The sequence below is a fragment of the Marinobacter alexandrii genome (assembly GCA_039984955.1).
Classification (GTDB): domain Bacteria; phylum Bacteroidota; class Bacteroidia; order Cytophagales; family Cyclobacteriaceae; genus Ekhidna.
In genome coordinates this window covers 122,761-135,051 of the sequence record JBDWTN010000006.1, presented here as the reverse complement: position 1 = coordinate 135,051, position 12,291 = coordinate 122,761, and the positions used below count along the sequence as shown (strand labels likewise).

The window sequence follows — 12,291 nt, the reverse complement described above, 5'->3', positions numbered from 1 at the left end:
TTTTAATGTCATGCTGAACGAAGTGAAGCATCTTTTCCTTTACTAAGGCGAGACTATAATTCTATGGAAAAAATAAAATCAACAACCGTCCTTGCAATCAAACACAATGGTAAAGTAGCAATTGGTGCAGATGGGCAAGCCACTCTTGGCAATACCGTTGCAAAATCAAATGTGAAAAAAATCCGAAAGCTGGGAGATGGGAAGGTTGTAACCGGCTTTGCAGGTTCCACTGCTGATGCATTTACTTTATTGGATCGTTTTGATGAAAAATTGAGTAATTATTCTGGAAATTTGAAAAGAGCCGCAGTAGAACTGGCTAAAGACTGGAGGACTGATAGGTACCTTAGGAAGTTAGAAGCCATGATGATAGTGACTGATAAAGAAGAGGTCCTTGTTGTCTCAGGAACTGGGGATGTAATAGAGCCAGATGAAGAAGTTGCGGCTATTGGATCAGGAAGTATGTATGCTAGAGCAGCAGCGCTAGCTCTGAAGAAACATGCACCCAATCTTACAGCAGAGGAAATGGTACGTGAAGGATTAACGATTGCTGCAGATATCTGTATTTACACGAATCATAATTTAGTGATTGAAGTAGTGGAGTAAAGTATTCAAAGGGAATCACCGCCTTGATGATCCCTTAATATTGTTTACCTCAACTTATTCATCCTTTTGATGACTCCCGCGCCAATCAACCCAGTCAGTACATGTTTTCCATCCTTTATGATTTCAATTTCACTGTCTACCCGTGCTTCCAGTAGTTTAGAATGCCTATCCTTGGCGGCACCCATCCAGTAGGTATCTTTGTCGCCCACTACAAATCTGACTTTTACTTCTTTGAGTTTGGTCAACTCCTGAAAATTTCGTGTTCCTGGATTTCCTGCGACTCCTGTTATAGAATGAAAATATTCTGGTATACTCATGACCAGACGGAAAATGCTTGCGCTGTTGGCGCTGAAGCAGATGGTATGGAATTTATCACCTTCTACATTATAGGTGCTATTGATGTAATCCAAAAAGGCGGCAACCTCAGTCTCTTTTCCTTCATAAATAGGAAAATCAAGTAAGATCCAACCTTGTGTATCCTTTACACCCCTCCAGTAAAAGGATTGGTCATCATTAGACTTTGCTTCTGAAGGACCAACTGCTATGGGATACGTTTTATTGGAATCGAAATCTTTAGGTAATTGAATAGCATAGCTAATTTTTTTGCCTTGGTAATCGAAAGATTTGAAGACTCGTTTGGAGGTCTGAGCTACACAACTGTAACTCAGACTGATCAAAATAATTATTAAAAACCTATTCATGTTATTTTCCTTCAATTCCGTTGATTACTCCATCCAAATACGCATATTGATTTTCAGGAGCAACCTTGCGGGCTTCTTTGTAATACTTGAGCGCTAGTTTCTTGTTGCCGTCTTTGAGATACGCCTCGCCCAGACTATCAGTGAAGCCCCAGATAAACTGATGACTAGCGTTTTTCTTCACGTTCATTGAGAATACTTCAATGGCCTTTTTCGTATCTCCAACTGCAAGTAGTTGATATCCGTATTGATTAAGCTGAAATGGGTTTGCTGTAGGTAATGCCTGGTCCATTACTTTTTTAGCTTCTTCCACTTCTCCGTTTTTAGCTAAAAGACCGGCTTTTACTTGCAGATTAGAAAAACCACTACTCATAGAAATAGATTGATCTATCCAGGTCATTGCTTCTTCAAGGTTGAAGTCATTTTGCAAACAGTAGTTAGCGGCTTGCATGTAACCTCTCCAGGTAAAACCTACAGGTCCTTTTAATTCAGCTCTGGCATTTTCGATTACTATGTCATCTACATCAAAAGAAATATTGAAAGGAACCTCCAGATCGGCCCATCGAAGCACAGCCGTTACATCATCACCAGATCGATCTTTGAAATCATAGCTCAACCAGTCTTGTGACGGAATTTTATTTGTACTAACATCAGCTATCAATACAGCGTCTTGTTCTGCGGGGTAATTGGTCCCCCAAGATTTGGCATACTTCGAAAGGATGATTCGAATGTTTTCTTTGTCTTTGATAAACATAAAAAGACCGTAAGTGCCAGCAGCAATTGGCTGTTCTTCTAATTCAGCATCATGTGAAAAAGTGATGGTGGTGTTTTCATTGGCTCCTGCCCGCCACATTGCTCCATATGGTATCAAACCACCCCAAATCTGCCGATTATTTACTGCAGGACTGTGATATTTGATGGTTACATGAGAAATACCCACTTGTTGTGTCACTTCAGCATATTGACTGGGACGGGGTAGTGTTACATTTTGTGCAAATACGAACGTTGACATTAGTGCTAATGCCAATGAGGTAATTACTTTGCTCGAGTTGTAGTTCATGACTTTCATTGTTTAATCTATTTATAGATAAGATTACGAACAAGAAGACCCATTCAATGAATGTTTATGACCAAGTGTGATTGATGTGATGAACAGTTAAATCAGCTGAGGTATTGCATGATATCCTGCCGAAAGGAGCGACCTGATAGCAATACTTTTCCATTCTTCAAGATGAACTCATATTCATTATTACTCAAGTATATGCACTTCTTAATGTACCGTCTATTCACAATTATGGACCGATGTATACGTAGAAAGCTTTCAGGGTTAAGCTGTTTTGAAAAGGTGTTCATTGTGGATCGATAAAGGTGGGTTTTGTCTGAGGTATGAAGGTTTAGGTAATTGCCGTTGGCCTCTATGTAAAAGACTTCATCTAATTCTACTTCGTGTTCCCATCCACGATCTGTTATTGTGATCACAGAGGTGAAATCATCCTGAGGTCGTTCAAAATCTTTCATCAGTTTCATCAATTTTTTATTGAAAGCTGAAGTCTTCTGAACTTCAAGATGTTTCAATAGCTTGACTATAGATTCATTGAATCGATCCTCATCAATAGGTTTTAGGAGATAGTCAAGTGCGTGTATATCAAAAGCCTGAATCGCATAGCTATCGTATGCAGTGGTGAAAATAATATAGGGGAGTTGCTTGATTTTGATCTTCTTCACCACCTCAAATCCATCAAAGTCTGGCATTTGTACATCTAAGAAAACAAGATCTGGTTCTCTTAGATCAATTAACTCTACAGCTTGTAATCCATTTTTCGCTTCCGCAATCACATTGATTTCGGGATGATTTTCTAGTAGCTTGATCACTCGTTGACGCGCTAGGTATTCATCATCTACAATTATAGCTCTAATCATGACAGCTGAAGTGGAAAAGTAATTTCTGTAATGTATTTAGTCCCAGCTATCCGTTGTATGAAAGTCTGATCATCCCCATACATTTGCTTTAGTCGCTTGGAAACATTGGAGGTACCAATGCCATAACCATCGATTTTTGAAGAACTATTCAGTTCCTGAAAGTCGTTTAGTACTTCAATGATTAATTTGGATCCATTTGACCTTGAAGCATGAACAGAAATTTCTCCGCCATCGGGACATTTGGATATGCCATGCTTAATAGCGTTTTCGACGATAGGCTGTAAAATAAGTGCTGGTATTTTTGCATTAGATACATCCTTCTCAATGGACAAGTCAAGTTTGAGTCTATCCTGGAATCGGATATGCTCAATTTCCAGATAAGCTTTGATGTATTCCATCTCACTTTCTAATGAGATGAGATGTTTATGATCCTTCTCTAGAATCTCTCGCATTAGGAAGCCGAGCTGTGTCAGCATTTTTTGCGCTTTCTTGGAATCAATGTCTATAAGCGAGGTGATAGAATTAAGTGTATTGAATAGAAAATGAGGATGAAGCTGCATTTGCAAAGCATTCAGCTTCGCAATATTCAATTCCTTTTGTTGACTTGTATAGCGTACATAGTAGGAAATACTCATTATTAAGACCATAATGATCCAATATTCGAGAAAACTAGAAAATAGCCCAGCCCCAATGGCTACTTTGTTTCCAGGTGTAAAAAAACCTCTTAGGAAACCTGAATATGCATAATAGGCTAAATCATAAAGCTGGACAGCAAGTAGTCTGTGTACTGCAGCAATCATGATGCTCATGCAAATGTGCTTGGCCCATATGCTAAAACTGTTTCTACGCTGCTGGAAATAGAGAGCGACCTTTAGCAACAAACTAAAAAAAGCGGCCCATAGAGAGTAGTTGATGATGATACGGATAGTAACAGCAAACCAGCTGAAGTCGTATCCGTAATTATTGATTACATAATCGATGTATTGGCGTAGTATGAGCAGGCCGCTTACCATAAAGGCGAGTATAAATGCATGCTTGGTCTTGATACTACTGATATTCATTGATTGCTTAAGCGGATTTACTCCATGATAAAATTACGTGTTTGGTGTATTTACTATCTTCATTATGTGATCAATGGATAATTTAGTGATATATGTCTCAAACTACGTCTCAACAATCTAACTCCTAAGAAAATGAAAAGATCAACCTACTATTTATTTACTGTTGCATCTGTTTTTATACTCATCTCTTGCAACCAAACAACAAAAAAAAACAGTTCAAAACAGCCGGATAAAGAATCTGAAACTCTTCATGCGAGGGAAGATGTGGACCAGCTGACTTATCAAGATGTAGTAGCTATGGTGTATGATGATGAGGGTGAGCGTATTGAGTGGCATGGGGAAGAAATGTCAAACGATCTAACGCAATTTTTAACCATTTCTAAAGGAGATCCGTGTGGAGAGGAGGATTGCGGTAAGATACTATCGCTTATCAACTCTGCGGATCAAACAATAACTCTTGTAATACGCGGGGATTATGATATAGAAGGTGATCAGGGATACATTCCTAGAAAATATATAATCCCGGCAACAGACACTCTTTTGATTGGTTGTTCACATTTATGTTATGGAGGAAAGTCCTATGAATTTCAGCGAACCATTGTCGGAAGTAAATACGTTGAAATGAATTAATTCTGTATACTTCATTCGCTGATTTTGAATAAGCTATAATTTCTTCCAATCAATCACGTTATTTATTTAATGATAGAAAATAAGAGAATATTCATATTTTATTCAGATTGATAAGAAAATTTTTCTCTAAAAGACGTTACTTCGCGTTTTATAAAAATATCACTGTATTTAATCAGCCAAAATCTAAAATGAAACACCCAAAATTCACCCTGATCATTACTTTCTGCATTTTATTCTTTCAAGCTATTGGGCAAGAGTCACTTCAGGAAAAGTATGATGAGCTTCTAGAGAAAACTGAGACGTTCGAGCAGTACAAGGTGATTCCTCGTACTAGACTCAATTCATTTTGGTCTGAAGCAGTTGATTCGCTTAATAGAGGTAAGGAAGTCATCACTGAACTGAGATCCGAGTTAGATGCTCAAAAGCAATCTGTTGTCGCGCTGAATATACAGGTGAATGAACTACAAACCCAACTTGACAGTAGCCTTGATCTGAATGATACGATCAACTTCATAGGCATTCCATTTTCTAAGCTTGGCTATCACCTGATGGTATGGGCTATAATTGTTACACTAGCAGTACTAGGAATTATTTCTTATTTCATGTTTTTGAGGAGCAATACAGTGACTTCAAAAGTGAAAAAGGAACATGAAATTCTACTTGCAGAATTTGAGGATCACAAGACAAAGGCGAGAGAAAAACAGGTGAAGTTGAAGAGAGATCTTCAGACTGCTGTTAATCAACTAAGTGAAAGAAGATAGACATTAATATAGCTGGTTATTATAGCTATTTTTTCTGCTAACTTGGGGAATAAATTACAAACAATCTTTTATGAAATATATCACTACATTTTTTTTGATTTTGACATTACTTGCTGCTTGTCAGTCATCGCAAAAAGAAACGAAAGCTGAGCAAGAAGAGTCAAAAAAAGGCCCCATTGTTTCGCTAGAGTTGGTATGGCAAACAGACTCTGTAATGAATACGCCAGAGGCTGTACGGTTTGATGCAGAAAATAATATGATTTATGTGATGAATATGGGCGTGAAACCCAACTCAGAAAAGGATGGAGATGGTACTATTTCAAAATTATCTGTAGATGGTGAAATATTAGAAAAAGAATGGGTAACAGGATTGAATTCACCTAAAGGCGCCAATTTTCAAAACGGTAAACTTTATGTGGCCGATATTGATGAGTTAGTTCAGATTGATATTATTACAGCAACGGTAGAGAAAAGATACCCTTCAATAGATCCTAAGTTTTTGAATGATACAGACGTGGATGAGAACGGTGATGTCTATTTCACGGATACTGGATCTGATCAAGTATTGAAATTGGTAGATGGAGAAGTAATGGTATGGCAGAAGATTGAAGGATTGAATCCCAATGGAGTATTTGTAGAAGAAAACCGAGTACTCATTATTTCTTATGGTTTGGGTGAATTTTATGCGTTTAATAAAGAAAGTGGAGTAAAAGAAATACTCGCAACAGGTATTAAAGGAGGAGATGGCATAGTAGCAATAGATGAGGGTTATTTGATATCTACCTGGCCCGGAGAAATATTCTTTGTTCCAAAAGATCAAAGAGGAGGGGATGCTACCAAAATTCTTGATACGAAAGACGCAGGATTAAATGCTGCTGATATCACCTTGATCCCTGAAAAAGATTTATTAATTGTCCCTACTTTCTTAGGGAATAGCGTGAGTGCCTATAAAATCAATATAGATTAAGATGAATCCTGTCTGCCAATCTGCCAAAAAATTAATTCTTAGCAGACAGGATTGAATTATTTTCCATCCAATGATGGATGACCTTTTGCTGGGCCAGTTACAGAAATAAACTTTATTTCCTTTGTGTAAGCGGCTTTGATACCTGAAACATCCTCACCTTTAAAAAATTGAGGTATTGCTCCATTCCAAATTGCGCCAGCCCACTTAGCTTGTTCATGTCCTGCATTTTTCACAACCAGATGAGTAGAGTTGCTAAAGCCTTTAGTTAATTCATCCACTTGTTCTACAGGTGTTCTGCAATCTAAGTCTCCCGTAATAAAGAGTGTTCTTACATCAGACTGAAGTGGCTCGGAGGTATCAAAGGATAAGTCAGTCTCCGGCCAAGCAGGTACTGCTGAGCTAAATGGAAAATTCACAACATTTCCGAAAAGACTTTCTTTCGCTTCATGTTGAATACGTGCCCATCGTTCTGGAGAAGCCCCAGAGACAATCCCTTGATTGATCCCATGTCCTGGGAGCCCAATTGCATAGCGTATTCTCTTTTGAACAAACCATTGAAGAATGGAATGATCACCTTGATCAATGCTATGGAGTAATCTTGGAATGACAGGGATATCACTAACATCATCGATATCAAGCCTCAATATCATCCCAAGACCATATGATCCAACCTTTACTTGGATTGACTTTTTGTTTAGTGGATGTTTTACGTTAACTACTGCTGGTTCATTGGTTAGCTTATCCATGACGCGAATTAGTAGTTTACTCAGGTCGGGCACCTCTTCGTTAATTGCTTCATCTTGATTTGCCATCTGAGCTATTTTTTGAAAATGATGATCTAGATAGGAAGGATAGTTGAATGACTGCCCTGGTCCATCTGCGCTAACCAATACTGCATTTACTATTTTTTCTTTGTATAACTTCATCATAGTCATTCCAATGCTTGTGCCAAAGCTGAATCCGAAGATGGAATATCTGTCAATGCCAAGTGCTGTTGTCAATTCATGAACATCCTTGGCATGTTCAACAATGTTATAACCCTGAACATCAATACCTTTTTTTTCAAATGAGCTTAATGCTTCCTTCGTGAACTTTTGATAGTACTTATTGGCAGCATCCTCAGAGACTAAAAAATTTTCGGGATACCCATCTTTTTGAATGTGAATTAACTTTCGATCCTCTGTTCCTCTTCGATCAATTAAGATCAAGTCTGCCACTTCTAGTATCGATAGCCAGTCATCCAGAAATTTGGGATTCTCAGCTTCTGATGTGGAGGCACCTCCTCCACCTTCTAGATAAAGAATTGGTTCTTTAGGATTTTTGGATAGACTTTTAAGCCTAATAAATTTAATCTTGATTTTTCGCGATTCTGGATTCAATCGATTTTCTGGAACTGTGAGATACCCTACATCTCCTGATATAATAGATTCTCCTGTTGTCTTAAACTTTTTTTGTTTAAGATTTAGCTTGCCTTGCCCGAATGCATTGGAGAGACTCACTATGAGTACGCCAATAAAAAATATTGTCTTAGTCATTTTCATTTTTGACCAAAACTGAAGCCATGCATACTATCAAAAAAATTGAATAAGTCTCAGATGAGGATTTGAAACTTATTCACCCTGAGATTTCAAGTATTCGCTGGGTGTAATGCCCATTTCTTTCTTAAAAGCGCGATAAAAAGAGGCTTTCGACCCAAAACCAACTTCTTGGGCGACACCCAAAATAGAATACTTTTTTGTCTCAGGCTTATGAGATAATTCTTTAAAGGTTTTAACTCTAAATCCATTGATGAGATCATTGAAATTGGTGGACAAAGTTTCATTGATGATAATTGACACATCATTGATAGGCCACTGAAGATGTTCTGCAAGTTTGGTTACACTCAGTTTATGATCTCTATACAATTCATTTGTTTCTATCACTTCTAAAAGAGTGATCTTTTTCGCTTCCATTTCATTGTCTGAAAACTTGACTTTGGACGAACGATCTATGTAGGTATTGACTGGATTGATGTATTTGAGAAGGTATACATAACCGAGCCCGTAAATACATAATCCTGTTATGACGCCTACAGGAATATAAAGTAGGTGTGCGTTTTCATCTAAAAGTTCAATATTGATAAGAGCAATAGGAATGGCTATAGCTAGAAAGCCAATGATTACTAACCAGATCACGGTAAGAATCTTGAACCATTTGCGGATTGCCGGGAATTCTTTCGGAAGTATATGAATAGACTTGGCCTCAGTATAAATGAGGTACGTATAGATTCCAAGTTGTATCAATCCCAATGCTATGATACATAATGCAAATGCTTGAATGTTCTCAAGGTTGGCGTATGCCCAATCTTCATTTGATCTGATGAAAAGAAAGATAGCTGTGAAGAGTATTCCATCGATGACCAGACTGGGAACAAAATGCGAATACGTCCGAAAACTGGTATGAACTTTAGGTTTTTTTAAAGAAAGTACATGAAGGTATGCCAATGGACCGTAAGCCATGCCAAAATCCATTGGTATGGGGAATCTGGAATTAAACCCACTAATGGAAGACTCCAAAATCAAGTGAAGTAATGAAAGTGAGAATAAGAAGATCAACAACCCCAGGCATATGTTAGGCTTTCTTACTGGCTTTCTAAAAAGAATCACGGCAGAAAGTATGAAGCCTTGAACTACTGCGATGAAAAAGTAGAAATTGAACGAATCGAGTGAGGTGTCAATCATGCAAAACAAAGATGGACTGAATTAGGAGAGGAATCAAGAATGCACATATAATAACAGGACCAATTAATGAAGTATAGATCAGAGTTAATGCTAGGTTAATGACTTTAATTTAAATAAATGAAGGCCAGATTCTTATTAGGTTTGACGCAACATGAAGAATAAGATCACACTTCTTATTATTGCTTCAGTTGTTGGCTTGGTGTCACTTTCTGTTGTTCAAACATATTTAATCAATAATACCTATCAACTAAGGAAAGAAGCTTTTATTGAGGATATGAGTGAATCTGTCTCTTTCATTGATGACCACCTGACCAAAATAGACTCGATCCGTTCTGTTTGGCGAGATGATCTCATTGAAATAACCGCAGAATTCAAGAAAGGCAAGATTGAACGAGATGCAATCCTCGAACAATTTCGAGAAAAAACAATAGCAATGAACCCCGGCTTTCTTAGTGTTTTAAGGACTGAACTAAAAGAAAACGAAATCAATTCTCCCATTCAATTTCAAAAAAGAGTACGCTCTATTGTGATTCTGGATTCTATCAAAAATGACACCTTGTATGCTGGTAATCTGAATGGTACATCATACATTCTTGGTGATGATTTTGACGATAAAGAATATAAATTGGGTCAGTCTACTTCATATTCGGAATACACTTTTAACACCATTCGAGATGGTAATGAAGTTTCAGAAATGATGAGGATGAATTTTGAGACAGAGACGATAATGAGCATTGAAGGGTGGGAGAATGAGGTTCTACTGCAGATGAAAGGGTTGTTATTGATCTCTGCTTCAATTTTTCTGTTCGTTTTCGGAGTACTTTTCTATTCAATCAAGAATCTGATCACCCAGAAAAAAATAGCAGAAGTGAAGACTGATTTTATCAACAATATCTCTCATGAATTCAAAACACCACTAGCAACTCTGACGCTGGCTACAGGGATACTGAAGACCAAAGGTGCAAGGCAATCGGATACCATTAAAATTATAGAAAGACAAAATCACAAACTCCAGAAGTTGCTGGACCAAGTGTTAGATAATTCACTTAGCTATAACGAAATCAAATTGAATAAGGAACTAGTTAATATTGAAGACTTTTTATCAACACTATTAGATGATTTTGAGCTAGCTATGCTGAATGAAAATGCGGAGATAAGCCGCAATTTTACGCTCAATGAAAAGAAGGCCTCTATCGACCGTTTTTATCTCTCCACTGCTTTGTCTAACATGCTTGATAATGCTGTTAAATACAACGAAAGCGTAGTGAAAATTCAGTTTCAGGCGAGCGCTAGTGGTTCGCTCAGAATTGTGATTGAAGATAATGGAATAGGAATTTCTGAGAGAGAACAGAAAAGTCTATTTGAAAAATTCTATCGGGTGGGAAATAATGAAACTCATGAGGTGAAAGGGTTGGGCCTTGGACTCTATTATGCGAACCAAATTGTTATAGCGCATGGAGGAAAAATTGAAGTGAAAAGCAAAGTGAATCAAGGAAGCTCGTTTATCGTAGAGCTGCCGTTAACTCAAAGTTGAGAAGATGACAAAACGTGTGTTGTTAGCAGAAGATGATGAGGATCTCAGAAATGTATTGAGTCAGTATCTGAAAGTGTTTGATTTCGATGTGGAGTGCGCACAAGATGGAAAAGAGGCATTGGAGCTTTTCAAGAAAGAAACGTTTGATATCTGTGTGTTGGATGTGATGATGCCAAAGATGGACGGCTTCACACTGGCCGAAAAACTGATTGAAATAAATCCCGACACTCCTTTCATATTTCTCACAGCTAGAACACTTAAAGAAGACAAAATCAAAGGACTGAAGCTAGGTGCCGACGATTATATCCTTAAACCATTTGAAGCGGATGAACTGGTTTTGCGATTGAATAATATCATAAAAAGGAATAGTAGAGATATTCCGGTTAACGATAAATCAATAACAATTACCATTGGTACATACACTTTACATACCACTCGCCTGACGCTTACTAGACAAGGTGAAACACAGAACCTAACTAAGCGAGAAGTGGAGCTCATTCAGTTCTTGTCTGCTCATAAAAATGCAGTGATGAAACGAGAGGAAATTTTGGAAGCGGTGTGGAGCAGTAGTGATTTCTTCTCTGGTAGAAGCATGGATGTCTTCATTAGCAGGGTACGGAAATACTTCAAAGATGATCCCACTATTTCCATTGAAAGTATGCGGGGAGTGGGGCTGGAATTTAAGGTAGGTTAATAGAAAGGTCAACTGAGTTAATGTCAGGTTAACGCTCCCAAAATATATTTTCTTCATCATTTGAGCTTCTACATTTGGCTTAAACAAAATGAAAAAGGCATGAAAAAATTGTTAATGATTTTAGGATTGATTGCTTCAGTAGCAATAGTAGCACAAACAACTAGTGAAAGTAAAGAGACCTCAAGAACAACCTCTTCATCTAACAGTATTAGTTCTGAATCAAGTATTACTCATTCAAGTAAGTCATATATGTTTGATGCCCGATTTGACAAACGTAAGAATTCGCAACTACGTGCGATTTTGATAGACCGATTGGGTAGTGATGACCTTAGAAAGCAAGGAGACATATATGAGTGGAGCAAAGAATCAAAAGGTAGAATCTTTTTTAGCTGCCGACTATCAGATCGAAGGTTAAATCTAAACCTAAATCGAGAGGTAGCATCAGATGATTTTTATGATTTAATTGATGAGTTGGGAGACGATCTTAGAGATATTGTTCAGTCTCATACCCCACACACATGGGCACCTTTTACACCTGAACCGCCTAGTCAGCCTCAGCCACCGTCGAATCCTAATTCTACAGACCCACAACTCATCGATCAGGAATTGCGAGAAGCGGAGCGTGAATTAGCTCGTGCCCAGCGAAATGTGGAACGCCTGAAAAAGAAAAAAGGTAACGGAAATTAAAGAGTTTTAATATATA

Annotated in this window: 13 protein-coding genes; 7 read left to right on the top strand and 6 right to left on the bottom strand. The window is 37.8% G+C overall.

The genetic code is table 11. The features are described from left to right. Positions 1-63: 63 nt before the first annotated feature. The gene (hslV, locus tag ABJQ32_05305; GenBank protein ID MEP5289045.1) at positions 64-603 is read left to right on the top strand and encodes an ATP-dependent protease subunit HslV; all 540 of its coding nucleotides are present in this window, start codon (positions 64-66) and stop codon (positions 601-603) included. Positions 604-647: 44 nt separating this feature from the next. Here the strand turns inward: hslV and ABJQ32_05300 are convergent, their stop codons facing one another. The 4 genes from ABJQ32_05300 to ABJQ32_05285 form a co-directional block, all read right to left on the bottom strand. Then, positions 648-1,304 carry a hypothetical protein gene (locus tag ABJQ32_05300; protein MEP5289044.1) on the bottom strand — a complete coding sequence of 219 codons (657 nt, stop codon included), beginning with the start codon at positions 1,302-1,304 and terminating at the stop codon, positions 648-650. Between the two features lies 1 nt (position 1,305). Further along, complete coding sequence (locus ABJQ32_05295; protein MEP5289043.1) at positions 1,306-2,361, bottom strand: DUF2911 domain-containing protein; 1,056 nt, start codon at positions 2,359-2,361, stop codon at positions 1,306-1,308. Positions 2,362-2,462: 101 nt separating this feature from the next. Next, complete coding sequence (locus tag ABJQ32_05290; GenBank protein ID MEP5289042.1) at positions 2,463-3,221, bottom strand: LytTR family DNA-binding domain-containing protein; 759 nt, start codon at positions 3,219-3,221, stop codon at positions 2,463-2,465. Beyond that, positions 3,218-4,282, bottom strand: a complete 1,065-nt coding sequence (locus ABJQ32_05285; GenBank protein ID MEP5289041.1) for a histidine kinase — start codon at positions 4,280-4,282, stop codon at positions 3,218-3,220. Before ABJQ32_05285 ends, ABJQ32_05290 begins: the two co-directional genes overlap by 4 nt. A gap of 132 nt (positions 4,283-4,414) precedes the next feature. On the opposite strand from ABJQ32_05285, the gene ABJQ32_05280 reads away from it, so the two are divergent. The 3 genes from ABJQ32_05280 (at position 4,415) to ABJQ32_05270 (ending at position 6,640) form a co-directional block, all read left to right on the top strand. After that, positions 4,415-4,912 carry a hypothetical protein gene (locus ABJQ32_05280; protein ID MEP5289040.1) on the top strand — a complete coding sequence of 166 codons (498 nt, stop codon included), beginning with the start codon at positions 4,415-4,417 and terminating at the stop codon, positions 4,910-4,912. A gap of 188 nt (positions 4,913-5,100) precedes the next feature. Then, complete coding sequence (locus ABJQ32_05275) at positions 5,101-5,673, top strand: hypothetical protein (GenBank protein MEP5289039.1); 573 nt, start codon at positions 5,101-5,103, stop codon at positions 5,671-5,673. 70 nt (positions 5,674-5,743) lie between these two features. Next, on the top strand, positions 5,744-6,640 hold the full coding sequence (locus tag ABJQ32_05270) for a hypothetical protein (protein ID MEP5289038.1): 897 nt from the start codon (positions 5,744-5,746) through the stop codon (positions 6,638-6,640). A 56-nt stretch (positions 6,641-6,696) separates the two neighbouring features. Here ABJQ32_05270 and ABJQ32_05265 read toward each other — a convergent pair whose 3' ends face one another. Both ABJQ32_05265 and ABJQ32_05260 read right to left on the bottom strand, forming a co-directional pair. After that, a complete protein-coding gene (locus ABJQ32_05265) occupies positions 6,697-8,175 on the bottom strand; it encodes an alpha/beta hydrolase (protein MEP5289037.1) in 1,479 nt (492 codons plus the stop codon). Between the two features lie 75 nt (positions 8,176-8,250). After that, positions 8,251-9,360 carry a helix-turn-helix domain-containing protein gene (locus ABJQ32_05260; GenBank protein MEP5289036.1) on the bottom strand — a complete coding sequence of 370 codons (1,110 nt, stop codon included), beginning with the start codon at positions 9,358-9,360 and terminating at the stop codon, positions 8,251-8,253. 151 nt (positions 9,361-9,511) lie between these two features. Between ABJQ32_05260 and ABJQ32_05255 the strand changes: the two genes are divergently transcribed. The 3 genes from ABJQ32_05255 (at position 9,512) to ABJQ32_05245 (ending at position 12,275) form a co-directional block, all read left to right on the top strand. Further along, entirely contained in the window at positions 9,512-10,894 is a 1,383-nt protein-coding gene (locus ABJQ32_05255) for a HAMP domain-containing sensor histidine kinase (protein MEP5289035.1), read from the top strand. A gap of 4 nt (positions 10,895-10,898) precedes the next feature. Further along, complete coding sequence (locus ABJQ32_05250; GenBank protein MEP5289034.1) at positions 10,899-11,588, top strand: response regulator transcription factor; 690 nt, start codon at positions 10,899-10,901, stop codon at positions 11,586-11,588. A gap of 99 nt (positions 11,589-11,687) precedes the next feature. Further along, on the top strand, positions 11,688-12,275 hold the full coding sequence (locus tag ABJQ32_05245) for a hypothetical protein (protein MEP5289033.1): 588 nt from the start codon (positions 11,688-11,690) through the stop codon (positions 12,273-12,275). The last annotated feature ends 16 nt before the right edge of the window (positions 12,276-12,291 follow it).

What these genes read in the sequence shown, in the direction of transcription:
- hslV (MEP5289045.1), top strand. Translation starts at nt 64, where the DNA reads ATGGAAAAAATAAAATCAACAACCGTCCTTGCAATCAAACACAATGGT.
- ABJQ32_05300 (MEP5289044.1), bottom strand. Translation starts at nt 1,304, where the DNA reads ATGAATAGGTTTTTAATAATTATTTTGATCAGTCTGAGTTACAGTTGT.
- ABJQ32_05295 (MEP5289043.1), bottom strand. Translation starts at nt 2,361, where the DNA reads ATGAACTACAACTCGAGCAAAGTAATTACCTCATTGGCATTAGCACTA.
- ABJQ32_05290 (MEP5289042.1), bottom strand. Translation starts at nt 3,221, where the DNA reads ATGATTAGAGCTATAATTGTAGATGATGAATACCTAGCGCGTCAACGA.
- ABJQ32_05285 (MEP5289041.1), bottom strand. Translation starts at nt 4,282, where the DNA reads ATGAATATCAGTAGTATCAAGACCAAGCATGCATTTATACTCGCCTTT.
- ABJQ32_05280 (MEP5289040.1), top strand. Translation starts at nt 4,415, where the DNA reads ATGAAAAGATCAACCTACTATTTATTTACTGTTGCATCTGTTTTTATA.
- ABJQ32_05275 (MEP5289039.1), top strand. Translation starts at nt 5,101, where the DNA reads ATGAAACACCCAAAATTCACCCTGATCATTACTTTCTGCATTTTATTC.
- ABJQ32_05270 (MEP5289038.1), top strand. Translation starts at nt 5,744, where the DNA reads ATGAAATATATCACTACATTTTTTTTGATTTTGACATTACTTGCTGCT.
- ABJQ32_05265 (MEP5289037.1), bottom strand. Translation starts at nt 8,175, where the DNA reads ATGACTAAGACAATATTTTTTATTGGCGTACTCATAGTGAGTCTCTCC.
- ABJQ32_05260 (MEP5289036.1), bottom strand. Translation starts at nt 9,360, where the DNA reads ATGATTGACACCTCACTCGATTCGTTCAATTTCTACTTTTTCATCGCA.
- ABJQ32_05255 (MEP5289035.1), top strand. Translation starts at nt 9,512, where the DNA reads ATGAAGAATAAGATCACACTTCTTATTATTGCTTCAGTTGTTGGCTTG.
- ABJQ32_05250 (MEP5289034.1), top strand. Translation starts at nt 10,899, where the DNA reads ATGACAAAACGTGTGTTGTTAGCAGAAGATGATGAGGATCTCAGAAAT.
- ABJQ32_05245 (MEP5289033.1), top strand. Translation starts at nt 11,688, where the DNA reads ATGAAAAAATTGTTAATGATTTTAGGATTGATTGCTTCAGTAGCAATA.